This window comes from Denitrificimonas halotolerans (assembly GCF_034259425.1).
GTDB classification, from domain to species: Bacteria; Pseudomonadota; Gammaproteobacteria; order Pseudomonadales; family Pseudomonadaceae; genus Denitrificimonas; species Denitrificimonas halotolerans.
Genome location: NZ_JAXIVU010000013.1, coordinates 33,272 through 58,752 on the forward strand (window position 1 = coordinate 33,272; position 25,481 = coordinate 58,752).

Consider the following 25,481-nt stretch of genomic DNA (forward strand, 5'->3'; position numbering starts at 1 on the left):
GGTCATTGTTAAAACGGTTGTGGATAAGTTGCCTAGGCTGTTTTGAGTATTGGCTAGGATCAATATATGTTTAAACGACCAGCCTATATTTTCTAGGACTGGCCGTTTATAGGGAGTTAGAACTGCTCAGGGGCTAACAAGTATAAGCTTTCACTACCAGCTTTGACTGAGCTAGTAAGCGAATGGATACGCGGTAATAAGCGAGCAAAGAAGAAGCGCGCTGTACCTAGTTTACTAGCATAGAAGTCATCTTCTTTTTCTTTATCTTGTGCTGCAGCTGCCATCATTGCCCACATATAAGCATAGGCTGTATAACCAAAGACGTGTAAGTATTCAACAGAGGCAGCACCAATTTCATTTGGATTGGTTTGAGCTTGTTCAAGTAACCAAGCAGTTAAATCATCGAGATTTACAATGGCTGTTTTAAGCGGTTCAGTGAATTCAGAAAGCTTATTATCGGCAGTAGCGATAAAGGCTTTAACCTCATCAGAAAAATGTCGGTAAAAAACGCCACCGTTGGCCACGACCTTACGGCCAGCCAAGTCTAACGACTGAATACCGTTGGTGCCTTCGTAAATTTGTGTAATACGACAGTCACGAATCAGCTGTTCTTGACCCCATTCACGTACATAACCATGACCGCCAAAAACTTGCTGACCATGAATAGTGGATTCTAAACCAACGTCTGTTAAAAATGCTTTAGCAATGGGGGTTAATAAAGCGACTAATTCTGCTCCACGCTTTTGCATTTCTATGTCGTCACTGTATTTTGCAATGTCCAGTTGCATGGCTACGTAGCTTGAGAAGGCACGTCCTCCTTCATTGAAGGCTTTCATGGTAAGTAGCATGCGGCGTACATCAGGGTGAACTATGATTGGGTCAGCTTGTTTGTCAGGTGCTACGGTGCCGCTTGGGGCTCGGCTTTGGATACGATCTTTAGCGTATTCAATGGCGCTCTGGTAAGAACGTTCACCTAAAGATAAACCTTGGATGCCAACACCTAGACGCTCATAGTTCATCATAGTGAACATTGCTGCTAAGCCTTTGTTGGGCGCATCAATGATATAGCCGGTAGCGTTATCGAAATTCATAACACAAGTAGCTGAACCATTGATTCCCATTTTATGTTCAATTGAGCCACAGGATAAGTTGTTAGCTTCACCGAGAGATCCATCATCTTTGACCATTATTTTAGGGACTAAAAATAATGAAATGCCTTTAGCGCCAGCAGGGGCGTCAGGTAGTTTAGCTAGCACTAAATGGATGATATTTTCGGTAAGGTCATGCTCACCACCAGTGATGAAAATTTTGGTACCGGTGATTTTGTAGCTGCCATCAACTTGTGGTTCTGCTTTAGTACGAATAATGCCGAGATCTGTACCTGCATGGGGCTCAGTTAAGCACATTGAACCGGCCCACGAGCCGTTATACATGTTTGGCAAGTATTTTTCTTTTAAAGCTTCACTGGCATGCGCATGGATTGATAAACACGCGCCAGCAGTCAGCATTGGGTATAAGCCAAATGACAAGTTGGCAGAGTTAATCATCTCTTCAATTTGTGCAGTGATCATTTTAGGCATGCCCATGCCGCCAAACTGAGGGTCACCACCGACTCCGACCCAGCCTCCCTCAGCATAGGTTTTATAGGCTTCAATAAAACCTGCTGGAGTGGTGACTACACCATCATTCCATTTGCAGCCTTCTTCATCACCGATACGGTTGGTAGGTGCAATGGAGCCTTCAGCAACTTTACCAGCTTCTTCTAAGATGGCGCTGGCTGTTTCAGTATCAACGCTTTCTGCCAATGCAGGAAGTCGCTCCCAAAGCTTACCTGCTTCGAACACTTCGTTGAGTACAAAACTCATGTCACGTAAAGGTGCTTTGTAGTCGGCCATGTGGAAGTCCTCTTGATTACGCCAGTTAGGCTGTGTAAAGACACAATATCAGGCTGTTTATTTTAGTAAGGGTTGTTCGTATTTTGAGTGTACATTAATAAACTTTTAAAACTAACAAGCTCTTTTTATGACTAAATAGTTTTGTTTGTTTTAATAAAAAACCCGTTAAATGAGATGTATCAAACACTTCATTCAACGGGTTGTTAAGGTTTTAGTGTGTTTAAGGATTAATAGCTCAGAGCAAAGTCTTCTTCGGCCATATCCATTAAGTTATCTGCGCCTGACAGCATTGCAGCTACATGAGCACGAGTGCGTGGTAGTAATCGTGCAAAGTAGAAGCGAGCAGTTTGGATTTTAGCTTTGTAGAAAGCTTCTTCATCGGTACCTGCAGCAAGCTTTTCTGTTGCAACACGAGCCATGTCAGCCCAGAAATAGGCTAAGCAGGCATAACCACTGTACATCAAGTAGTCGACTGATGCTGCACCAACTTCTTCACGATTTTTCATGGCTGCCATCCCCACTTTCATGGTGATTTCGCCCCACTCTTTATTGATCTCGGCGAGTGGTGTAATGAACTCTTTAAGTGCTTCATTTTCTTCATTGGTTTTGCAGAACTTATGCACAACCTTGGTAAAGCCTTTTAAGGTTTCACCTTGGGTCATCAGAACTTTACGACCAAGTAAGTCCAACGCTTGAATACCAGTGGTGCCTTCATACAGCATAGAAATACGGCTATCACGTACGTTTTGTTCCATCCCCCACTCAGAGATATAGCCATGACCACCGTAAATTTGTACGCCGTGGTTAGCTGATTCAAAACCTACTTCAGTCATAAAGGCTTTAGCGATCGGAGTTAATAATGCCAGCATCGAATCAGCAGCGATACGCTCATTTTCGTCAGTGCTGCGCTGCATAATATCGACTTGTTGAGCTGCATAGTACAGTAGTGCACGATTACCTTCGGTGAAGGCCTTGATGGTGAGCAGCATGCGACGTACATCAGGGTGCACAATAATGGGGTCAGCTGCTTTTTCAGGTGCTTTTGCCCCTGTTAATGAGCGCATCTGGAGGCGTTCGCGGGCATACTCGATACCACCTTGAAAAGCTACTTCAGAGTGGGCTAAACCTTGCAGTGCAGTACCCAAGCGGGCTGTATTCATAAAGGTGAACATGCAGTTCAACCCTTTGTTCTCCGGGCCAATAAGGAAGCCTTTGGCGTTATCAAAATTCATTACGCAAGTTGCGTTACCGTGGATACCCATCTTGTGTTCAATAGAGCCACATTGCACGCCGTTGTTATCACCAGCGTTTCCCTCTGCATCAGGTAAACGCTTAGGTACGATGAACAGTGAGATACCTTTGGTACCTTCTGGGGCACCGGTAATACGTGCTAATACGATGTGCACAATGTTGTCCGCTAGGTCATGTTCGCCTGCAGAGATAAAGATTTTGGTGCCACTAATAGCATAACTGCCGTCTTCTTGGGGCTCTGCTTTTGTACGCAGTAGACCTAGATCGGTTCCGCAGTGAGATTCTGTAAGACACATGGTACCTGTCCACTCACCTGATACCAGTTTTGTTAAGTAAGTGGCTTGCTGTTCTTCAGTACCGTGAGCATGCAAGGTGTTCATAGCACCATGAGAGAGACCTGGGTACATTCCCCATGACCAGTTTGCTTGCCCCACCATTTCACTGATGGTCATCCCCAATGATTCTGGTAAACCTTGACCACCATAGGCGACATCATGAGCAAGGCTCGGCCAGCCACCTTCAACGTACTGTTGATAAGCTTCTTTAAAGCCTGTAGGGGTTTTAACGCCTTCTGCAGACCAAGTACAGCCTTCTGTATCACCGACACGGTTCAGTGGGGCAATTACGTTTTCACAGAATTTTGCGCCTTCTTCAAGAATGGCGCTGACCATATCTGGAGTTGCGTCTTCGCAGCCAGGCAGATTTGCATAGTGTTCTGGGTACCCGAGCAACTCATCACGAATGAAGCGGATGTCGCGCAAGGGAGCTTTGTATTCAGCCATAGCTATAAACCTCTACAGTGGAGACTTTTTTATATTAATTAGACCTAGCTCATTGATTTTAGGCCTGCATTGAGCAGCACAATGATGAGTGCTCATAAATAACTTAATCAAACGACTGTTTGAAACTTACGACTCAATCGTATTCTTGTCAAGCATTGCTCGTGCCTTTATTTGATTTTGTATGAAATGGACGGATTGAGTAAAAATTCCACAATAGGTACAAGCAAGGTATAACACAGTTCCTTATGGAGATTTTCACTGTGGATAAGAAAACAATTAAATGTTATCCACAAGCCATTGGGCTAACTGCTCTGCCCTTTTCTCGTGTTGTCCTTTACGTGTGAGTAGTACTAATTTAGCGGAGGTTTCAACAAAGCCCCATGGTGCGATCAGACGACCGTTGGCAATGTCATTGCGGACAATATGCTCTGGGGCAATGGCAACTCCTAGGCCGGCCATTGCCGCTTCTAGTAAGTAGTAAAGGTGCTCAAACTCCTGTGCATAAGTGATACTTTCCAATGGTAGTTTTTGAGCTTTAGCCCAATCAGGCCAAGCTTGGGGTCTAGAGCGGGTAAACAGTAAAGGTTCATTGAACACCTGCCTAGGGTTCGTTTGTTGCAGTACGCGTGCCTGTGGATAAAAAGGGCTGAGGACTGGTCCAATACGTTCATTATCCAGTGGGTAGACTTGCATATCATCAGGGTAAGGAGCACTCAAAAAAACCAAACTGGCATTGGCATCTGTTTGTTGTAAGTGACTGTCGTCCCCTGTGTTGGTGATCACTTGCAGTCGTAAGTCAGGTAGGTCACTTTGCAATTGTTCAAGACGTGGAATGAGCCATCGGGCCAGTAAGCTACCTGGACAAGCTAAAACAAATGGTGCTTGCTGGATTTGGTGGCGAATGTCTAAACAAGCATGGTGAATTAAAGCAAAAGCAGCGTTGCTAGCCTCATATAAATGGGTACCTGAATCTGTGAGTTTAATGCCGCGACCATGCTTCGCAAGTAAGGTGACTCCTAGGTATTCTTCCAATTGTTTAACTTGCCGGCTCACTGCGCCGTGAGTTACGTTCAGCTCTTTCGCTGCTAAGCTAATACTTTGTAAACGAGCACTGACTTCAAAAGCTTTTAAAGCGTTCAATGGCGGTAAATTAAAATGATTCAACATGTGAGTTTTCCTAACCTATTACTGCAATGATATCGCTTTTCCTGAATCAAGCTATCAGGTACTTTAGTTAACATAGCAATGACATTTAATTTAATTGTGGAGCGGGTAATGAGTTCATTTAGTAATGGTCCCGATGAGCGTGGTCTATTTGGCGAGTATGGTGGTCTTTTTGTTGCAGAAACATTGATGCCATTGATTCTTGAATTGGGCCGCGAGTATGACAAGGCTAAAACGGATCAAACGTTCCAAAATGAATTGGCTTATTTTCAACGTGACTATGTTGGCCGTCCAAGCCCGCTGTACTTTGCCGAGCGTTTAACTGAGCACTGTGGCGGTGCAAAAATATTTTTGAAGCGTGAAGAATTGAATCACACCGGTGCACATAAAATTAACAATTGCATTGGGCAGATTTTGTTGGCGCGCCGTATGGGGAAAAAACGCATTATTGCCGAAACGGGTGCAGGTATGCACGGTGTAGCCACTGCCACTGTTGCTGCTCGTTTTGGTATGCAATGTGTGATTTATATGGGCACCACGGATATTGACCGGCAGCAGGCGAACGTATTTCGTATGAAATTACTAGGTGCTGAAGTACGCCCTGTAGTTGCAGGTACTGGTACTTTGAAAGATGCGATGAATGAAGCTTTGCGTGACTGGGTCACCAATGTGGAGGATACCTATTATTTGATTGGTACTGTAGCCGGTCCTCACCCGTTCCCTGCTATGGTGCGTGACTTCCAAGCTGTGATTGGTAAAGAAACCCGTGCACAACTGCAAGAACAGGAAGGCCGTCTCCCTGACAGTTTAGTGGCGTGTATTGGCGGTGGCTCCAATGCTTTAGGTTTATTCCATCCTTTCCTTGATGATGCAAGCGTTAAGATTATTGGTGTCGAGGCTGCTGGGCGAGGTTTGAAAACTGGTCAACACGCGGCAAGTTTGCAAGGTGGATTACCTGGTGTATTACATGGAAATCGCACCTATTTACTGCAAGATGAAGATGGCCAGATTTTAGATGCTCACTCAATTTCAGCTGGCTTGGATTACCCTGGTATTGGTCCTGAGCATTCATGGTTGCATGATATTGGTCGTGTGGAGTACACCTCCATTGAAGATGATGAAGCCATGCAAGCATTCCATTTATGCTGCAAGTTAGAGGGCATTATTCCTGCGCTAGAATCTTCGCATGCGTTAGCAGAGGTGTTCAAACGTGCTCCAGAGCTGCCGAAAGATCATTTAATGGTGGTCAATTTATCTGGTCGCGGTGATAAAGATATGCAAACAGTCATGCATTATTTTGAACAACAGGAGCAGTCAGTATGAGTCGTATTGAAAGATGTTTTGCCAAGCTCAAACAACAAAACCGGGCAGCCTTAGTAACTTTTGTGACCGCTGGTGACCCTGATTACGATACGGCAATGCGTATTTTTAAAGGTCTACCCGAAGCTGGCGCTGATGTTATTGAGCTTGGGATGCCTTTTACGGACCCCATGGCTGACGGTCCTGTGATTCAGTTGGCTAACTTACGTTCGTTAAAAAACGGGCAAAATTTAGCCAAAACCTTGCAGATGGTGACTGAGTTCCGTCAAGACAACCAGCACACTCCTGTGGTGTTGATGGGCTACTTCAATCCAATTCATCATTATGGTGTGTCGCGTTTTATTGCAGACGCTAAAACAGCAGGTGTTGATGGTTTGATTATTGTTGATTTGCCACCAGAGCATAACGACATGTTTTGTGACCCTGCTCAAGCTGCCGGTTTAGACTTTATTCGTTTGACCACCCCCACTACTGATGATGTACGTTTGCCTACAGTGCTGAATAACAGTTCGGGTTTTGTGTACTACGTTTCTGTCGCTGGGGTAACAGGTGGTAAGTCCGCCACTATGGAGCACATTGAAGAAGCGGTGGCACGGTTACGACGTCATACAGAACTGCCGGTGTGTATTGGTTTTGGTATTCGTACAGCAGAACATGCAGCCAAGATTGCACGCTTAGCTGACGGTGCTGTTGTGGGATCTGCATTTGTCGAATTGATTGAGCAGGCAGCGAATGCAGATGAAGCAGTAAATGCTGTACTTACACGTTGCCGTGCTATTGCTGAAGGTGTCCACAGTGCGCGTGGGTAGCGCACTGTAGGTTCCAAAGGTAAAGACTTAAGGGCGTGGGCCAAGAATCTCTATCAGTTGTTGGCCTTGTGGTGCACCAGGGTGCATTTGCATCATGCCATCCGGTTGTAGGTAGAAAATAGCCGGTGTACCTGTAGCACCTAAGCTCGCCATGAGCTGTTGGTTATCATCCAATTGCTTGCGTTGTTCAGCTGCAATAGATTTAATTTCTTTAGCGGGGTTTTTACCGCTTTCATTACCCTTTAAAGCTGCCTTTTGATCTTTGGCAGAGAGTAAAAATGCCGCTTTCTTCTGGCTGCTTAGACCTAAAGTACCTACCATTACGTGACGAATTTGTACCTTGCCTGCATCAACCCAAGGACGTGCATCATTCCAGAAGCGTTTGCAGTATGGGCAGTTTGGGTCAGTAAAGGCGTAGACAATTTTTTCTGCACTGTCTGACCCATCAGCAATCCAGGTGCTGTTTTTAAGTTTTTCCCATAGAACTTTACTTTGTGGCAGGCTGACTTTTTCATCTAGAACAGGGCCGGTTAAGTCGTCACCATTAGCGTTTAATAAGCTACCAATTAACGCATGTTGGTTATCTTCAGTGACATATAATGCTAGAGGACGGCCATTAAACAGTGCTGTGTAACCGGTTAACCCGCTGGGTGCATCAAAGCGCTCCAAGACTTCCACACCGCGATCGCGCATTGCTTCAATAGGGGCAGGAAACTTTTCTGCTTGAGCCACTACCGGTAAACTCAGTAAAGCCAAGACCGGTAAGAATTTTTTAAAAGTCATAGTTGTTCCTCTAGTTTAATTTTTTGCTCTGCTGAGCTGATATGGCGTAAAGCATGCTTTAAGCTAGCAGGTGAAAGCTCACCTAAATGATTATTTTTTAACAAACCATCAGCACTATAAAACAATGTAGTTGGTAACGATAAAGAGCCAACTGACTGGCCGACACGTCCACCGGTATCCAGTAAGACATTCTTTAGGCTTAACTGTTGCTGAGTTAAGAATTTATCGACTAATGCCTGCCCTTCACCTTGGTTAACAAAGACAAAACTTATTTCAGGATTGTTTTTTTGTGCTGCTTCTAAGACTGGCATTTCACGGCGACAGGGAGGACACCAAGTAGCCCATAAATTGACCACCAGTGGCTTTCCAGCCAAGCTGTGTAAGGCCACGGGGTTGCCATCAATATCACGTAACGAAATTTCAGGTATTTTTTGACTGCTATGTAGTGCATTCATTACTGAAATACTGGCACCCCATACTACTAGACCAATACAGACTCCAGTAGCTAAAGGGATGCGTAATGAGGATTGGCGCCATGCTTTGTAGATACCTACTAAGACGGCGGCAATGAGTCCTGGTAGTAATAAAAAACCGCCATCTCGAATATCAACGATCTGTATTAGGTTGTCAGCATACTGCTCAAAGTACTTCAATACAAAGGTCATGCGGCTAACAAGCGCACCTATTAATAACATGTTAAACAGTACGGACTCAGGGTTAGCGCCCCGTTTACGGCCTATCAACCATCCACTGAACCAGGCAATAAAAAAGGCTGCATAGAGCAGTGCTAAGTCCATCGGAATGGCGAAAGGGCCTAAGTTAAAACTCAACATTAATTATCCTGCACTGCACTGTTTAAGTGGCGTAAAAACTCACTGGCAGACACTTCGCCAGTGATACGTTCAGCTCGGTGTTCATTGCCTTGTGGGTCGATAAAGAGAATAGTTGGTGGTCCCATAATTTGTCGATCTTGCATAAACTTTTTATGTGCCTCTGTGTTTAAAGTGACATCCAGTTGCAGTTGACGAAAGTCTGTCAAAGCATCTTGCACCTCGGCTTTGCCAAATACGGTTTTTTCCATCACTTTGCAGGAAACGCACCAGTCCGCATAAAAGTCTAAAAGTACCCATTGACCATCTTGTTGCGCCTGTGCCATTTGAGTTTCCAGTTGTTGAACATTAACAAAGCGTTGCATTTCAGCTTTGCTGCTGACAACTGTTTGAGATGGAGTGTTAAGATTTTCTAGAGGGCGTAATGGGTCGCTCCCTCCGGCAGCAGAACCAAAAAGCATAATGCCGCCCCAGATGCCCAACAGTAGAGCAAGGTATCGGCTGATGAAGCGCCAGCTCGGACGTTCAATGGTATTGATATGTACAGCAATAGCGAGTAACAGTGCTCCCCAGAGACCAAGGAATAACGGGCCGCTAATGACCGGGCGAATGATAATAATGGCTGTGGCAAGTAAAGCATAACCAAAGATACGGTTGATGTTTTCCATCCAGTTTCCAGGTTTAGGCAACCAACGCATGCCAATGGTTATGGCTAAAAGTAATGGAATACCGCTACCTAGGCCGAGGGAAAATAATGCTAAGCCGCCACGCATGCTGTCACCACTTTGTGCGATATACAGTAATGCTCCGGCTAGTGGTGCAGTCATACAAGGCCCTACGAGTAAGGCTGACAAAGCGCCTAGACTAGCTGCACCAACTAAACTACCGCCTTGTATATTTTGGTCGGCACCTTGTAGGCGCTCACGGATAAATGCCGGGAGTTGTAAGGTGTAAACTCCAAATTGAGCTAAAGCTAAGAGAGTAAAAATACCGGCAAAGGGTAATAATAACCATGGTTGTTGCAGAGTGGCGGCAAGGTTACTGCCTAAGCTGGCTGCTACGACTCCAAGTCCTGCGTAAACTAGAGCCATAGGTAAAATAAAAGCAATACCTAAGCGTGCACCTTGCCAGCCCCCTTTTTTGGAGCCAGTAATGACGCTGGTTAAGATAGGCAACATCGGCAACATGCAGGGGGTAAATGCCAGCAAAATACCCATTATAAAGAAGGCGAAAATATTCATGAGCAAGCTTGAGTCGCCTAGGCGCTCAGCAATGGATTGATCTTCCGCTAAGCTGATGGGGGCTGATGAGTCGTACCCCTTCGCTGTTGTAGTTAATTCACCTCCTAGGGTAGTGGTTTGCGGAGGGTAACATAGCCCTGCATCAGCACAGCCTTGCCAAGTCACTTTAATGGGTCGTGCCACGTCAGCGTCGATTGGAACCTGTAACAAGTGGCGATAAATTTGCGTGTCACCAAAAAACTCATCGGAGTGATCTATACCTTCAGGTAAGTCAACCTCGACAACTTGGCCGTTGGCATCAGTCACTTTGGTTCGATGTTTATATAAATAATGCTTATCAGTAATCTGCCAAACTAAAAGATTGGGTTCGATATCTTCCATGGCTTCAAAACGAAAGGCCTCTTCAACTGGTAAGAAGTCTTGCTGATTACTGGTAAAAGCTTGCGTTAAACTACTGATAGAAAGTAGTAACGCAATAAAAATATAGCGCATACGTAATGATCCTATTGGGTTTGCGCATACTATGCAGAGAATCGATTAAGGCAGTATTAAAGGTTAATTTACTCTTAATCGAAGTATTGTAGGTTAGATATACATTATGCTGCTGTATTGTTAATCAGGTATTCCTATTATGCCTGTATTGTATTGAGAGTTGACTGACTTATGCACATATTATTGGTTGAAGATGACCTTTTAATTGCCCAAGGTTTGCAAACAGGATTGGAGTTACAAGGTTTTACTTTGAATCATATGGCACATGCTGCAGCAGCTGAGCAGGCGCTGGAGTTGGGGCATTTTGATGCCATGATTCTAGATCTTGGCTTACCTGATGAAGATGGTTTGCAATTGTTAACTCGTATGCGTCAGCAAGGTAAAGATTTACCCGTATTGATTTTGAGTGCGCGGGATTCGGTATTGCAGCGGGTTGAAGGCTTGCAAGCAGGAGCAGATGATTACTTACTTAAGCCTTTTGATTTGCGTGAGCTTGCGGCACGCTTACACAGTCTATTAAGACGTAGCAGCGGACGAAGCACGCATCTAATCGAACACCATGGTCTAGCCTTTGATCCAGCCACTCGAGAGACTACTTTGCACGGCGAGTTAGTGACACTCTCCCGTCGTGAGCAGGCTTTGCTGGGGGCGTTGTTGCAAAATCCAGGGCATATTTTAAGTGCTGAACAACTACAAGATAGCTTGTATGGCTTGGGTGATGGTGTTGAGAGTAATGCAATCAATGTACATATTTACAATTTACGCCGCAAGCTAGGCAGTGAAGTGGTCAAAACTGTACGGGGTTTAGGCTATCGTATCGGGGTACCTCGTGAGCCTGCGTAAGCGCTTGTTATTAATTTTAGGTGGTACATTTATTGTACTTTGGAGCCTTGCAGCAGTTTGGTTGCTTGGCGATTTGCGTCGTGAGATGACGGCTGCATTGGATGAGCGTTTGGCTTCATCAGCACACATGGTGGCCGGTTTACTGGAACAATTGTCACAGCCTTTACCTGCTTTATATGCCAGCCCATTAAGTGCATCGGAGTTGGGGTTGCAAGGAGGTCTAGTATGTCAGGTGCGCTCTTTACGTGGTGAAGTGCTAGTGCGCACCCCTAATACACCAACAGCTGTGTTAGCCGAGCAAGGTGTAGGGTTTCATGATACGACTGTAAATGGCGAGCGTTGGCGCAGTTATACCTTACAGCGGCAGCACCTATGGGTGACCACAGCAGATCGACTGGATGAGCGATCAACCTTACAGTCGTCCATTTTAATTGCTGCAGCACTCCCCGTATTATTAGCATTGCTAGGAAGTTTGGTTTTAACTTGGTTTGGTATTGGTCGAGGTTTAAAGCCGTTAAAAAGCTTAAGAGAGTTGCTTGCACAACGTGATGCGGAAGATTTACAAGCTGTTTATGTTGAGCATTTACCTAAAGATTTACAGCCATTAGTTAGCACTTTAAATCAGTTATTTGATCGTATTGCTGCTGCCTTAGTTCGTGAGCGTCGCTTTACTAATGATGCTGCTCATGAGTTGCGTACACCATTAACCGCAGTAAAAACACATCTGCAAATTGCTCAAATGAGCACTGGTAAGGTTGCTGAACGTGCCTTACTGCAAGCAGAAACTGCTGTGGGTCGTATGCAAAAAAGTTTGGAGCAACTACTATTGCTGGCTCGTGTGGAAAGTACCCAAGACTTTGAAGTAGATGGTCAAATCAGTGCACAAAATCTTGCCCGCCATGCTTTAGCTGATTTAATTGCTGTACCTGGTTATCAGCGTATTGAAGTGATCAATGAACTTGAAGACGAAGTTTTAGTAGCTGTACCAGAGTCTTTGGCAGTGGCCTCTTTGCGTAACTTATTGGATAACGCTTTACGTTATAGCCCCGCTCAGAGTTGTGTGGAGCTGTATATTGGACGTGCTGATCAACAACTATTGCTACGGGTACGTGACTCGGGTCCTGGTTTAACAGATGAAGATATTCAACAGGCGAAACAGCGTTTTTGGCGCACATCTAATAAACCAGGAGGGAGTGGTCTTGGATTGGCTATTGTTCAAGCTGTGACAGAGCGTTATGGTGGGGTGTTGCGTTTGCAAGCTGCACCCACCGGTGGGTTGGATGCTTGGTTATATTTACCTATAAGTAAGAGCTCATCGACTTCTACTGGGTAGCAAGAGTCTGTTGGCGTTGTTGCTGTTTTTCTTTTTTATAACTTAAGGCTGCTGCAGGAACTGGGGTCACCTCCCCTGTTTCTAGCCATTTCTTTAGGCGGTTCGCGTCTGCCATATGGGTGTACTTGCCAAAAGCATCGAGTACTACAAATGCTACTGGACGTTGATTCATTTCAGTTTTCATGACTAAGCAATGCCCAGCACTATTAGTGAAACCTGTTTTACTGATTTGAATATTCCAGTTATCTTTACGCACCAGTGCGTTGGTATTACGAAAGTTAAGGCCATATCTTGGTGCGTTAAAAGTGACATACTTTTCATCTAAAGTACTGAATTGACGAATCAGCGGGTATTGGTTAGCTGCCTTAATTAACAAAACTAAGTCATGAGCATTAGATATGTTTTGTTCGGATAAACCTGTGGGTTCTACAAAGTTAGAATTATGCATACCTAAGGCTCGCGCTTTAGCATTCATGGCTTTAATGAATGCTTTGTGTCCACCTTGATAGTGATGTGCCAAGCTAGCTGCCGCTCGATTTTCTGAAGACATTAATGTAATTAGTAAGAGGTCCTTACGGCTCAATTCGCTGCCTATGCGTACGCGCGAAAAAACACCCTGCATTTCCTTTGTATCTTTTATCACAATGGGTAGTTGCTCATCTAACGCTTGTTGCGCATCAAGAACCACCATTGCTGTCATGAGTTTGGTCACCGAAGCAATTGGCACTTGGTAATTAGGGTTACTGGAATAAAGCACTTCATTGGTTTCCAAATCTACTAATAGTGCACTGCCTGCGGCGAGATCTTGCTCCGGTGTGTTTGCATAAGATTGGCCAAAGAATATGTAGGCAGCCAAGAAACCTGTTTTTATCAGAGTTAAAAGTTTCAAAGGAGTTACTCAAATTAGATCAGAAGACACTTAGAGTGGTCTAAGTAAGTTGTGGGTAAGACAGCACAATGATACATAAGGTTCGTAGAGTTTATAGGGTGTTACATCTGGATGTTCCACGTGAAACATTTATGTGAAGATAAATGTAGAGTGTTCCACGTGGAACAGTCCACTATAGTTCTCCGGTATAGCCTTTTAGATCGGAAAAATGTTCCACGTGGAACAAAAGTAAATTATGAGTTTTTAGGTTTTTGTAGGTAAAAAAAATCGCCGCACCCATGCGGATGCGACGATTACTTCTAACAGAAAACTAAAGCTTTAGAAATCCAAGTTAGATACTGCTAATGCGTTATCCTCAATAAAGGCACGGCGTGGCTCCACATGATCACCCATTAAAGTGTTAAAGATTTGATCTGCAGCAATCGCGTCATCAATGGTCACTTGTAGCATACGGCGTTGACTTGGATCCATTGTAGTCTCCCAGAGTTGCTCTGGGTTCATCTCCCCAAGCCCTTTATAGCGTTGTACACTTAAGCGACGGCTGCCTTCAGCCAACAACCAATCGAGCGCTTCAGTAAAGGTGCGCACTTCTTTTTTGCGCTCCCCTCGCATGACATATGCATCATCTTCGAGCAGGTTATCCAGTTTATTACCAAGCTCTGTTACAGTGCGGTAATCGTTACTGGAGAAGAAGTCGTGATTGAATAATATATGGTTTGTTAATCCATGGGCCTTAATTTGGATGTCTGGCAGCCAGTAATTTCTTTCGCTGTCGTGACGCAGACCTACGGTATACACCTCGCCTGATTTTTCAACATTATCCATGCGTGTTTGTAGTGTTTCTAACCAGGCTTGCATGGCTACCTTATCTGTTAATTGCTCTGGTTCAACACGATCTAGGTAGATAAAGTGTTCAGTAATCTCTTTTGGATATAAGCGAGACAGACGATCAAGAGTCTTCTGCACAGTACGGTATTCACCGACGAGCTCTTCGAGTGCTGCGCCCGATAGACCAGGTGCGCTTGCATTAACGTGTAGGCTGGCATCCTCTAAAGCAGCATTGGTGAGGTATTCATCCATAGCCTCATCATCCTTAATGTATTGCTCTTGTTTGCCACGCTTAACTTTGTACAGCGGTGGCTGAGCAATATAAATGTAGCCGCGCTCAATGAGCTCCGGTAACTGGCGGAAGAAGAAGGTTAATAAGAGTGTACGAATATGCGAGCCATCCACGTCAGCATCCGTCATGATGATGATGTTGTGGTAGCGTAGTTTGTCGATATTGTACTCTTCGCGACCAATGCCGCAGCCCAGTGCAGTAATCAGCGTACCCACTTCTTGGGATGAGATCATGCGATCAAAACGAGCTTTTTCTACGTTTAGAATCTTACCTTTGAGGGGGAGAATCGCTTGTGTTTTACGGTCACGGCCCTGCTTGGCTGAGCCGCCAGCTGAGTCTCCTTCCACAATGTAGAGTTCAGAGAGAGCAGGGTCTTTTTCTTGGCAGTCAGCTAATTTACCTGGCAATCCTGCTATGTCTAAAGCACCCTTACGACGTGTCATTTCACGTGCTTTACGGGCTGCTTCACGGGCGCGTGCGGCATCAATCATTTTCGCAACGATAGCTTTAGCTTCCGCTGGGTTTTCTAACAGGTAGTCAGAAAGGTATTTCCCCATCTCTTGTTCTACTGCTGTTTTAACTTCAGAGGAAACCAGTTTTTCTTTCGTTTGCGAACTGAACTTAGGGTCTGGCACTTTAACGGAAACAATTGCAGTTAGGCCTTCACGGGCATCGTCACCAGTGGTATTAACTTTGTCGCGTTTGCCTAAGCCTTCAGCTTCAATGTAGTTGTTCAAATGACGGGTTAAGGCGCTACGGAATCCCGCCAAATGAGTACCACCATCCCGCTGCGGAATGTTATTAGTGTAGCACTGCAAGTTTTCATTAAAGCCATCGTTCCACTGCATGGCAACTTCTACACCAATACCGTCTTCTTCACGTTGGGTGGAGAAGTGAAAGATTTCGTTGATTGTAGTTTTATTGGTGTTTAAATATTCAACAAAAGCTTTTAAGCCGCCTTCATACTTAAAGAGCTCTTCTTTACCGGTGCGCTCATCCTTTAAATGAATGCCGACTCCAGAATTGAGGAAGGACAGTTCACGTAAACGCTTCGCCAAAATTTCCCAGCTAAAGTGAATATTAGCAAAGGTCTCAGGTGAGGGCTTAAAGTGAATACGTGTACCTGTTTGTTCCGTATCGCCCACTGCACTCATAGGAGCTTGAGGTACGCCATGATGATAGGTTTGCTCCCATACTTTGCCTTGACGGCGAATGGTCATAACCAACTCACGCGATAAGGCGTTAACTACCGAGATACCTACACCGTGGAGTCCGCCCGATACTTTATAGCTGTTATCGTCAAATTTACCACCAGCATGCAGTACCGTCATAATTACTTCGGCAGCGGATACCCCTTCCTCTTCGTGAATATCGACTGGGATGCCGCGGCCGTTATCTTGGACGGTGATCGATTCGTCTGGGTGAATGGTAATAGTGATCTCATCGCAATGGCCGGCTAAGGCCTCGTCGATGGAGTTGTCCACGGTTTCAAAAACCATGTGATGTAGCCCGGTGCCGTCATCAGTATCGCCGATATACATGCCAGGGCGTTTGCGTACTGCATCCAGCCCCTTCAGGACTTTAATACTACTGGAATCGTACGATTGTTCTTCGCTCATGCGGTCACTCCCGATGGTGTAATTTGACCTTGTTCCACGTGGAACAAAGAGACTGGTGTATCCGTTCGCCAGCCTGAACTCATTAATTGTTTATCTACGCAGGTGATAAACACCTGACATTCTAACTCATCTAGCAATTGGCACAGTGCGCTTCGATGCTGCTCATCAAGCTCAGAAGGTAGGTCATCGACAAGGTAGATGCATTCATTGCGTCGTGCTTGTGAGAGTAAATAACCTTGAGCAATTCTTAGTGCACAAATAACCAATTTTTGCTGTCCTCTCGACAAAATATCGACAGCATTATTTTTTTCTATACGCACTCGCAAGTCGGCTCGTTGTGGTCCCGCTTGGGTATAACCTAGAGCCTTATCGCGCTCCAGATTCCTGTCCAGTACTTCCTGTAAATCACTGTTTTTATCCCAACCACGGAAGTAGCTCAGAGTTAGGCTGGGTAAGTTCAGTAGTTTGGCGAGTGTTTTTTCAAAAACAGGTTTCAACTGAGTAATATAAGCGCGGCGTAGTTGGTCAATTTCATTACTGGCCAAGCATAACTCGTGATCCCATGCCGCAATAATTGAGCTGTCCATTATACCATGCCGTAAGTATGAATTTCTTTGCTTAAGGCTAGTCTGTAGACGTTGCCAGGCAGAAATAAACTGATGTTCCACGTGGAACACACCCCAGTCTAAAAATTGGCGCCGCATTTTTGGGGCACCCTCCAGTAAACGGAAACTATCGGGGTTAATTAATTGTAAAGGTAATAACTGGGCTAACTGAGCAGCGCTACGGGCATTTTGACCATTAATGCGGATGCGCAATTCAGATTGTCTATCACGACTGATACCTAGGCTTGTTTGACTGCCGTCAGTATGTTCAATCTGTGCAAAGACAGTGCAGCTAGCGCGTTCATGTTGGATCATAGGTTGTAGGCGTGTACTGCGAAAGGAGCGCGCCATGGCAAGTAGGTGAATCGCCTCAAGGACGCTGGTTTTACCACTACCGTTATCGCCATGAAGAATATTAATGCGCGCAGAGGCGTGCAAAGTCACCGGCTGCAAGTTGCGAATGCCGGTGATTTGCAATTGGCTAATAGCCATCGAATGAACGTCGAGTTACAGGCGCATCGGCATAACAACGTAGGAGGCACTTTCGTTGTCAGCTTCTTGGATGAGCGCACTGCTGTTGGAGTCAGAGAGAATAATACTGATCTGCTCTGATGTGGTGGCACTTAAAACATCAAGTAAATAGGTGACGTTAAAGCCGATTTCTAAGTCATCGCCGGAGTAATCCACAGATACTTCATCTTCTGCCACTTCTTGCTCTGGGTTGTTGGCTTGAATTTTCAACAGGCCAGACTCAAGTTGCCAGCGAATACCGCGATATTTTTCGTTCGATAGAATAGATGCACGGTTGAGTGCTTCGCGTAGATTTTGACGGTCAGCGATAACTGTCTTATCCCCTCCTCGCGGTAATACACGCTCATAGTCAGGGAATTTCCCATCGACCAGTTTAGAGATAAAAGTAAATTCAGCTGTCGTTGCACGAATGTAATTGCTACCGAATACTACATTGACATCAGCGTTGTCATCATTCATTAAGCGGGCAAGTTCTAACACACCTTTTCGTGGAACGATCACTTGGTGTTTGATACTTTCCTCGATGGGGGCTGATACAGAACAGAGTGCTAAGCGGTGCCCGTCTGTAGCGACAGCACGCAGTAAGCCTTGTTGCGCTTCAAGTAACAAACCGTTGAGGTAATAACGGACGTCTTGTTGCGCCATGGCAAAACTGGTGCGTTCAATCAAGTGGCGTAAATGGCCTTGTTTTAAGCTGAAAGTGAGAGAGCCTGGCGCCTCTTCTGAGGAGGGGAAGTCGGAGGCAGGCAAAGTGGTTAAGGTAAAGCGGCTACGGCCAGCTTTAATGAGAACCTTTTGATCGTCGACCTGAAAGTCAATCAGAGCATCAGTAGGCAAGTTTTTACAGATATCCATCAGCTTGCGTGCTGGCACAGTAATTTCGCCTGATTGAGCTGGCTCTTCTAAGGTGATGCGTGCAACCAGTTCGACTTCGGTGTCAGTACCGGTCATGGATAGATTCTGATCTTCAATGACGAGCAGTACGTTGGATAACACAGGCATGGTTTGCTTGCGTTCAACAACACCGGCCACCAGTTGCAGCGGTTTTAACAAAGCTTCGCGTTGGATGGTGAAGTGCATGGTTAGATCCTTGCTTAAATATGCTGGCACTGCTGTTAGGTAGTTAACGTGCGCAGTAGGTTTTTATAATCTTCTCGGATATCGGCATCGGTTTCGCACAGCTCGGCAATTTTGCGGCAAGCATGTAAAACTGTTGTATGGTCACGGCCACCAAAAGCGTCACCAATTTCTGGCAAGCTGTGATTGGTAATTTCTTTCGCTAGGGCCATCGCTACTTGGCGTGGACGAGCGACTGAGCGTGATCGACGTTTTGATAAGATATCGGAGATTTTGATTTTGTAATATTCAGCAACTGTGCGTTGAATATTATCAATACTGACAAGTTTATCTTGTAGAGCTAATAGATCTTTTAATGACTCTTGAATTAGCTCAACAGTGATAGGTTCGTTAGTAAAGTGTGAGTGAGCAATCACTCGCTTTAAAGCACCTTCTAACTCACGCACGTTGGAACGAATACGTTGAGCAATAAAGAAAGCACAGTCGTGCGGGAGTTGCACCCTACTCTGCTCAGCTTTCTTCATTAAAATAGCTACACGAGTTTCCAGCTCTGGTGGTTCAACCGCAACGGTTAAGCCCCAGCCAAAGCGTGACTTTAGGCGTTCTTCTAAACCATCAATTTCTTTGGGATAGCGGTCACTGGTGAGAATAACTTGCTGGTTACCTTCTAGTAATGCATTAAAGGTATGGAAAAATTCTTCCTGTGAGCGCTCTTTTTTGGCAAAAAACTGAATATCATCAATCAGCAGTGCATCTACTGAGCGGTAGTAGTTTTTAAACTCATTAATAGCGTTGTTTTGCAATGCACGAACCATGTCGGCAACAAAGCGCTCAGAGTGCAAATAAATCACTTTAGCGTTGGGGTTTTTCTTCAATAAATGATTACCCACAGCATGCATTAAGTGTGTTTTACCTAAACCGACACCACCGTATAAAAATAGCGGGTTGTAACCATGCTTAGGGTTGTCTGCTACCTGCCAAGCAGCAGCGCGTGCCAGTTGGTTGGATTTGCCTTCAACAAAACTGTCAAAGGTAAAAGAGCGGTTTAAGGCGCTGACATGTTTAATGGTATTTTTGGATGATGCACCTGTTTCTGGTTGGACACCTAACATAGGTTGGTTGCTTTCAGGCACAGGTGTATTTTGCATCACAGGCTCTTGTGCCGGCAGTGGTGTTGGTGCAGGGTTATGTACCGGTGTGCTGACTGCTGGGCGTGAGTTCGCTGGCGTTGTTGCTGCGACTCGCCCTTTACCTTTACTGCCGATCTGTAGAGCAATAGATGGCGCATTACCATTATTACGCTCGGCCATAAGCTCGAGAATACGATTGATATATTTATCGTTGACCCAATCTAATACAAACCGATTCGGTGCAAAAATATGCAATTCATCACCGATGGCTTCAACTTGTAATGGACGGATCCAGGTGTTGAAATGCTGAGCCGGCAGTTCATCGCGTAAAAAGTCGACAGACTGTAGCCAAAGTTCGACAGACACAGAGATCCCTCAAGTAGAACATAAAGAATACGACCTGCTATTGTAGCTGCCAGAGATAAAGTTATCCACAGGCTGGTAAAAATAAATTGCTTTGCCTGGGGATAACTCAGTTTAGGTTTGCAGGATAAAAACACAATTTTGATGGTGCATTATGATAACACTCGGGGAATTGGTTGCATGGTTATTGGTTGTTGCAATGATTGCATGGCTTTGGCGTGGTCATGGAGTACGTGAGCGAGCTTTATGGTTTGCTACCCAGCATTGTAAAAAGATGGGTGTGCAATTGTTGGATGGCAATGTAGCCTTAAAGGGGTGGCGTTTTATCTTGGATGGTAAAGGGCGAAAACGCATAGCTCGCATGTACGGCTTTGAATTTACTGTGACCAGTCAAGAGCGGCTAAATGGCACTGTAGCGATGTTTGGACGGTATTTGGGTAAAATTGAATTGCAAGCTTACCCAGATCCTTATCAAAGTCGCGTAAGACCTCGTACTTTTAGTGCGGGGATGGATGGATAGCGAGGGCTGCTTAAGCAGCCCCTTAACCCCTTAACAGGCTGCTAAAGTTTTTGCAGTATAGGTTGGTACTGGTATTGTATACAGCATGATAAAGCACACCAAAACATTAAAAGTCCGAGTACGAGACAGGCATACGCCACTGCTAAATCGCATGGCTCGCAGCGTCAATTTCGTCTGGAACTTTGTCAATGAATTAAGTCAACGCTCGATTAAAGAGCGTGGTGTGTTTTTGTCTGCGTATGATATGCATCCCTACACAAAGGGCGCAGGTAGAGAGCTTGGCCTGCACAGCCAAACCTTACAGTGCATTGCAGGTGAGTATGTCACACGCCGCAAGCAGTTTAAGAAAGTGCGGCTGAACTGGCGCAAATCAGGCGGTGTACGCCGCTCACTGGGCTGGATACCCGTCAATACAGGTGCAGCTCAATGGAAAAACGGGCAGGTCTACCACAACGGCCACTATTTTAAGGTCTGGGACAGCTACGGCTTGAACCAATACAAGTTTCGCTCGGCCAGTTTCAATGAAGATGCCCGTGGCCGCTGGTACTTCAATGTTGTGGTTGATATGGAGATCGAACCAACCAAAGGCCAAGACCGCATCGGTATTGATCTTGGCTTAACTGATACAGCCACCTGCTCGGACGGCACCAAGCTGGAAGCGGGCCGCTTCTATCGTGGCCTTGAGGAAAAATTAGCCATAGCGCAACGAGCCAGAAATAAAACCCAAGTCAAAACCATTCATGCGAAAATCGCTAACCGTAGAAAAGACGCATTGCACAAGTTCAGCCGTAAGCTAGTCAATCGCTGCGGTGAAATCTATGTCGGTAATGTCAGTAGTTTAAAACTCGTTAAAACCACGATGGCCAAGTCAGTGTTGGACGCTGGCTGGGGTCAATTAAAAACAATGCTGGACTATAAATGCGCTCACGCAGGCATTGTTTTTAAGGAAATTGACGAGGCATACACCACCCAAACCTGTTCGAGTTGCGGCAGCTTGCCCGAATCGAGGCCGAAAGGTATCGCAGGACTTGGAATAAGAGAATGGACGTGCAGTGGGTGTGGTGTCACCCACGATCGCGATATCAACGCGGCACGTAACATTCTCGCGGCCGGGCATGGTCGTCTAGCAGTAGGAATCCCCGTCCTTTAGGTCGGGGAGGATGTCAAACAGATAAGGAGGCAGTAGTAAGCCATACACCTTCATCTAAGCTTCAAATCCACAGTAATGTGGTGGATTTAAAGCACTGGAAAAGTCAGAACAAATCGACTGATCAGTATTAGCAACTCTTATTCTGCAGTTAAAGTGTAATTGATTCGCTCAAGCCAGCTTGCTTCTTTTTCAAAGTCAGCTGCTGTTAGAGGGTTATTCTTTAACCAGTCTTTAGGAAAGCGAATATGCAGACTGCTTTCTTTTGCGGTTAATTCAAGTTCTGGAATCTCTTGTGAGCCGCGGATGTGGTGCAAGAGGATGGAAAAGCGTAGCAAAATGCAGAGTCTTAATAATGCCTGTGCATCTTCGGCAAACTCATTAAAGAAGCGGTCTTTTGGGATATTACGGCGGTGACCACGAACCAATAGAGCTAACATTTGTTGTTCTTGGCGAGAGAAACCAGCGAGGTCTGAATGCTCGACTAAATAAGCCCCGTGCTTATGGAAGTGGTAATGAGCAATATCTAACCCCACTTCATGTACGCGCGCAGCCCAACTTAATAGATCGCTATACCATTCATCTTTAAGCTGCCAAGTGTCAGCGACCTGCTCTAGAGCCTGCAAAGCATTACATTCAACTCGGTGGGCATGTTCGACGTCAACATGGCTGCGTTCCATGAGAGACTGGATTGAACGTTCACGGACATCTTCATGTTGATGGCGACCCAGTAAGTCATAGAGGACGCCCTCACGTAAAGCACCATCACAGGGTGTCATGTGCTTAAGTTCTAAAGCATCAAAAATGGCTTCCATAATGGCTAAACCTGCAGGCAAAATCGCACTGCGTTCTGGTTTTACACCAGGCATGTCGATTTTGCTGATGTCCCCCACTTTTATAACTTCATTTTTTAACCACGTAAGGCCTGCGCTAGTGATTTCACCATTGGTTTGACCGGCAGCTCCTAGAGCTTGGCCGATCGAACGAATGGTGCCAGAAGCACCAACAGTGTCGTTCCAGCCTAGTCGGCGTAGACTTTGCTCCAGTTCCATCAGTTCTAGGCGTGCTGCTGTATAAGCTTGTGCATAGCGTGCAGTGGTTACTTTGCCATCTTTAAAAAAACGTTGAGTGAAGCTGACACAGCCCATTTGTAGACTGCCCCGTAATTGAGACTCAAACTGTTGACCAATAATAAATTCGGTGCTGCCACCACCGATATCCACGACTAAACGTTTGCCCGGAGTATCCGCTAAAGAATGGGAAACCCCTAAATAAATAAGGCGTGCTTCTTCACGACCTGAGATGACATCAACGTCGTGTCCTAAAATTGCTTCAGCGTGTTGGATAAAGGTATTGCGGTTGTGGGCAACACGGAGTGAGCTAGTTCCAACGATACGTACTGCGCCTTGAGGCAAACCATGAATGAGTTGAGCAAAACGTCGTAAACACGCCAACCCTCGTTCCATAGCATCTGCTTGTAGTTCAAGCTGGTCGTTTATGCCTGCCGCCAGTTGTACCCTTTCACCCATGCGCTCAAGAATACGGATTTCCCGTTGGTCTGTTTTAGCGAGGACCATGTGGAAACTATTAGACCCTAGGTCAATGGCTGCAATGATTGGGAAGTGTTTAGGAGCAGAGTTGGGCATGCCGCAATTCCAATAGTAGTAATGGGGCTATCCTGCCATGTTGAGAAGGATTCGCCAATTTTAAATCATTTGTGGTGAGATAGAGACAAAAAAGCAGCAAAAATATTACAGGGTGGTACTTGGTTACTTTCGTTAACTGTTAAGTCGGGCTATGATTGTCAGGATAATTTAATTTGCATCCGCCTTTACGGAGAGGTTTCATGAGCGATCACATTATAAATATTAGCGATTCAAGTTTTGATGAAGATGTATTGCAAGCTGAGGGTCCGGTTTTAGTTGATTACTGGGCAGAATGGTGTGGTCCTTGCAAGATGATTGCTCCAGTTTTAGAAGATGTTGCAGCTGAGTTTGTTGGCAAAGTTAAAATTTGCAAGCTCAATATTGATGACAACCAAGCAACACCGCCAAAGTATGGTGTACGTGGTATCCCTACGTTAATGTTGTTTAAAAACGGTAACGTAGAGGCAACTAAAGTTGGCGCATTATCCAAAACACAATTAGTGGCTTTCTTGGAAAGTCATATCTAATTTAGCGTTAATCGCTCACACGCTAACGTCTAGTGCGTACTTTCTTACAGTGTGCACTAGACGCACGCCCTTGCAAGTGGTAGATTCCACATTTGTAGCGCTAAGCCGTTGCAGTCACAAGAACCACAAGTCTGCATACCGTCGCCGATATCTTATACGGCTCTGAACACCCAAATAGCTGTTCTCCTCACGGTGCGCCTCTCAAGCTAAGTGCTTACTCATTCCCTCTAAATTATATCATCGTCATTCCCTATGAATCTGACCGAATTAAAACAAAAACCCGTTGCCGAATTGCTAGAAATGGCTGAACAAATGGGCCTAGACAACATGGCTCGTTCGCGCAAGCAAGATATTATTTTTTCACTCCTAAAGCGCCATGCGCGCGGTGGTGAAGAAATTACTGGTGACGGTGTACTCGAAATTTTACAAGATGGCTTTGGCTTTTTACGCTCAGCAGACTCTTCATACCTTGCTGGTCCGGATGATATTTATGTATCACCGAGTCAAATTCGTCGTTTTAACTTAAGAACAGGCGATACAATTACGGGCAAAATTCGTCCACCTAAAGATGGTGAGCGTTATTTTGCTTTGTTAAAAGTGGACGGTATTAATTTTGATCGTCCTGAAAACGCCCGTAATAAAATTCTTTTCGAAAACTTAACCCCTCTGTTCCCGAATAAACGTTTACTGATGGAAATTGGTAACGGCTCAACCGAGGATTTGACGGGGCGAGTGATAGATTTAGCTGCACCTATTGGTAAAGGTCAGCGTGGTTTAATTGTGGCGCCGCCGAAAGCCGGTAAAACGATTATGTTGCAGAACATTGCGTCGAATATCACACGCAATAATCCAGAGTGCCATTTAATTGTTTTGCTGATCGATGAGCGCCCTGAAGAAGTGACCGAAATGCAGCGTACTGTACGCGGCGAAGTGGTGGCTTCCACTTTCGATGAGCCACCAACTCGTCACGTGCAAGTGGCGGAAATGGTCATTGAAAAAGCTAAGCGTTTAGTTGAGCACAAAAAAGATGTCGTGATTTTACTGGACTCCATTACTCGTTTGGCCCGTGCTTACAACACGGTTATCCCTAGTTCCGGTAAAGTATTAACCGGTGGTGTGGACGCCCATGCGTTAGAAAAACCGAAACGTTTCTTTGGTGCAGCACGTAATATTGAAGAAGGCGGTTCTTTAACCATCATTGCTACCGCTCTGGTTGAGACCGGCTCAAAAATGGATGAAGTGATTTACGAAGAGTTTAAAGGAACCGGTAATATGGAGCTGCAACTGGAGCGCCGTATTGCGGAGAAGCGTGTATTCCCTGCGATCAATATAAATCGCTCGGGAACTCGCCGTGAAGAACTCTTAACCACTGATGATGAGTTGCAGCGTATGTGGATTTTACGCAAGTTGTTGCATCCTATGGATGAAACTGCAGCCATTGAGTTTTTGCTGGATAAGCTTAAAGATACGAAAACTAACGAAGAGTTTTTCATGTCAATGAAGCGCAGTAAATAACCCACGTTTAGTATCAAAGCCATGGGCTGGATAACGCACTTACGCCCGT

Annotated in this window: 20 protein-coding genes; 8 read left to right on the forward strand and 12 right to left on the reverse strand. The window is 45.2% G+C overall.

Going from position 1 to position 25,481, the window contains the following annotated elements; translation table 11 throughout:
• Nucleotides 1-116 precede the first annotated feature (116 nt).
• The 3 genes from TOI97_RS09685 to TOI97_RS09695 all read right to left on the reverse strand — a co-directional run bounded on the left by TOI97_RS09685 (nt 117) and on the right by TOI97_RS09695 (nt 5,095).
• The gene (locus TOI97_RS09685) at nt 117-1,895 is read right to left on the reverse strand and encodes an acyl-CoA dehydrogenase C-terminal domain-containing protein (protein ID WP_321553919.1); all 1,779 of its coding nucleotides are present in this window, start codon (nt 1,893-1,895) and stop codon (nt 117-119) included.
• A gap of 227 nt (nt 1,896-2,122) precedes the next feature.
• A complete protein-coding gene (locus TOI97_RS09690) occupies nt 2,123-3,928 on the reverse strand; it encodes a phenylacyl-CoA dehydrogenase (protein ID WP_321553920.1) in 1,806 nt (601 codons plus the stop codon).
• A gap of 276 nt (nt 3,929-4,204) precedes the next feature.
• Nucleotides 4,205-5,095, reverse strand: a complete 891-nt coding sequence (locus tag TOI97_RS09695) for a LysR family transcriptional regulator (RefSeq protein WP_321553921.1) — start codon at nt 5,093-5,095, stop codon at nt 4,205-4,207.
• Between the two features lie 108 nt (nt 5,096-5,203).
• On the opposite strand from TOI97_RS09695, the gene trpB reads away from it, so the two are divergent.
• Complete coding sequence (gene trpB / locus TOI97_RS09700) at nt 5,204-6,415, forward strand: tryptophan synthase subunit beta (protein ID WP_321553922.1); 1,212 nt, start codon at nt 5,204-5,206, stop codon at nt 6,413-6,415.
• Nucleotides 6,412-7,221: a tryptophan synthase subunit alpha gene (trpA, locus tag TOI97_RS09705; protein WP_321553923.1), complete on the forward strand. Its 810-nt coding sequence runs from the start codon at nt 6,412-6,414 to the stop codon at nt 7,219-7,221. The genes trpB and trpA overlap by 4 nt, the downstream gene beginning before the upstream one ends.
• Before the next feature lie 27 nt (nt 7,222-7,248).
• On the opposite strand, the gene dsbG is transcribed toward trpA, so the two are convergent.
• Genes dsbG through dsbD form a run of 3 tightly spaced genes read right to left on the reverse strand, consistent with a single transcriptional unit; the run spans nt 7,249 to nt 10,567 of the window.
• On the reverse strand, nt 7,249-8,004 hold the full coding sequence (gene dsbG / locus TOI97_RS09710; RefSeq protein ID WP_321553924.1) for a thiol:disulfide interchange protein DsbG: 756 nt from the start codon (nt 8,002-8,004) through the stop codon (nt 7,249-7,251).
• Nucleotides 8,001-8,837 (reverse strand): TlpA disulfide reductase family protein, encoded by an 837-nt coding sequence (locus tag TOI97_RS09715; RefSeq protein ID WP_321553925.1) that lies wholly within the window; start codon nt 8,835-8,837, stop codon nt 8,001-8,003. Before TOI97_RS09715 ends, dsbG begins: the two co-directional genes overlap by 4 nt.
• Nucleotides 8,837-10,567, reverse strand: a complete 1,731-nt coding sequence (dsbD, locus tag TOI97_RS09720) for a protein-disulfide reductase DsbD (RefSeq protein WP_321553926.1) — start codon at nt 10,565-10,567, stop codon at nt 8,837-8,839. Before dsbD ends, TOI97_RS09715 begins: the two co-directional genes overlap by 1 nt.
• 171 nt (nt 10,568-10,738) lie before the next feature.
• On the opposite strand from dsbD, the gene TOI97_RS09725 reads away from it, so the two are divergent.
• Both TOI97_RS09725 and TOI97_RS09730 read left to right on the forward strand, forming a co-directional pair.
• Nucleotides 10,739-11,410, forward strand: a complete 672-nt coding sequence (locus TOI97_RS09725; protein ID WP_321553927.1) for a response regulator — start codon at nt 10,739-10,741, stop codon at nt 11,408-11,410.
• Complete coding sequence (locus TOI97_RS09730; RefSeq protein WP_321553928.1) at nt 11,397-12,743, forward strand: sensor histidine kinase; 1,347 nt, start codon at nt 11,397-11,399, stop codon at nt 12,741-12,743. The genes TOI97_RS09725 and TOI97_RS09730 overlap by 14 nt, the downstream gene beginning before the upstream one ends.
• Here the strand turns inward: TOI97_RS09730 and pbpG are convergent.
• The 5 genes from pbpG to dnaA all read right to left on the reverse strand — a co-directional run bounded on the left by pbpG (nt 12,733) and on the right by dnaA (nt 20,080).
• Entirely contained in the window at nt 12,733-13,599 is an 867-nt protein-coding gene (gene pbpG / locus TOI97_RS09735; protein ID WP_321553948.1) for a D-alanyl-D-alanine endopeptidase, read from the reverse strand. The genes TOI97_RS09730 and pbpG overlap by 11 nt on opposite strands.
• Nucleotides 13,600-13,950: 351 nt before the next feature.
• Complete coding sequence (gene gyrB / locus TOI97_RS09740; protein WP_321553929.1) at nt 13,951-16,371, reverse strand: DNA topoisomerase (ATP-hydrolyzing) subunit B; 2,421 nt, start codon at nt 16,369-16,371, stop codon at nt 13,951-13,953.
• Complete coding sequence (gene recF / locus TOI97_RS09745; protein ID WP_321553930.1) at nt 16,368-17,468, reverse strand: DNA replication/repair protein RecF; 1,101 nt, start codon at nt 17,466-17,468, stop codon at nt 16,368-16,370. Before recF ends, gyrB begins: the two co-directional genes overlap by 4 nt.
• 15 nt (nt 17,469-17,483) lie before the next feature.
• Entirely contained in the window at nt 17,484-18,587 is a 1,104-nt protein-coding gene (dnaN, locus tag TOI97_RS09750) for a DNA polymerase III subunit beta (protein ID WP_321553931.1), read from the reverse strand.
• Between the two features lie 35 nt (nt 18,588-18,622).
• The gene (dnaA, locus tag TOI97_RS09755) at nt 18,623-20,080 is read right to left on the reverse strand and encodes a chromosomal replication initiator protein DnaA (RefSeq protein ID WP_321553932.1); all 1,458 of its coding nucleotides are present in this window, start codon (nt 20,078-20,080) and stop codon (nt 18,623-18,625) included.
• 151 nt (nt 20,081-20,231) lie between these two features.
• On the opposite strand from dnaA, the gene TOI97_RS09760 reads away from it, so the two are divergent.
• Nucleotides 20,232-20,597, forward strand: a complete 366-nt coding sequence (locus TOI97_RS09760) for a DUF3301 domain-containing protein (RefSeq protein ID WP_321553933.1) — start codon at nt 20,232-20,234, stop codon at nt 20,595-20,597.
• An 85-nt stretch (nt 20,598-20,682) separates the two neighbouring features.
• The gene (locus TOI97_RS09765) at nt 20,683-21,747 is read left to right on the forward strand and encodes an RNA-guided endonuclease InsQ/TnpB family protein (RefSeq protein WP_321553934.1); all 1,065 of its coding nucleotides are present in this window, start codon (nt 20,683-20,685) and stop codon (nt 21,745-21,747) included.
• Between the two features lie 137 nt (nt 21,748-21,884).
• On the opposite strand, the gene ppx is transcribed toward TOI97_RS09765, so the two are convergent.
• Entirely contained in the window at nt 21,885-23,390 is a 1,506-nt protein-coding gene (gene ppx / locus TOI97_RS09770) for an exopolyphosphatase (RefSeq protein WP_321553935.1), read from the reverse strand.
• 200 nt (nt 23,391-23,590) lie between these two features.
• On the opposite strand from ppx, the gene trxA reads away from it, so the two are divergent.
• Nucleotides 23,591-23,917 carry a thioredoxin TrxA gene (gene trxA, locus TOI97_RS09775; RefSeq protein WP_321553936.1) on the forward strand — a complete coding sequence of 109 codons (327 nt, stop codon included), beginning with the start codon at nt 23,591-23,593 and terminating at the stop codon, nt 23,915-23,917.
• Nucleotides 23,918-24,169: 252 nt separating this feature from the next.
• Complete coding sequence (rho, locus tag TOI97_RS09780; protein WP_321553937.1) at nt 24,170-25,432, forward strand: transcription termination factor Rho; 1,263 nt, start codon at nt 24,170-24,172, stop codon at nt 25,430-25,432.
• Nucleotides 25,433-25,481: the final 49 nt, after the last annotated feature.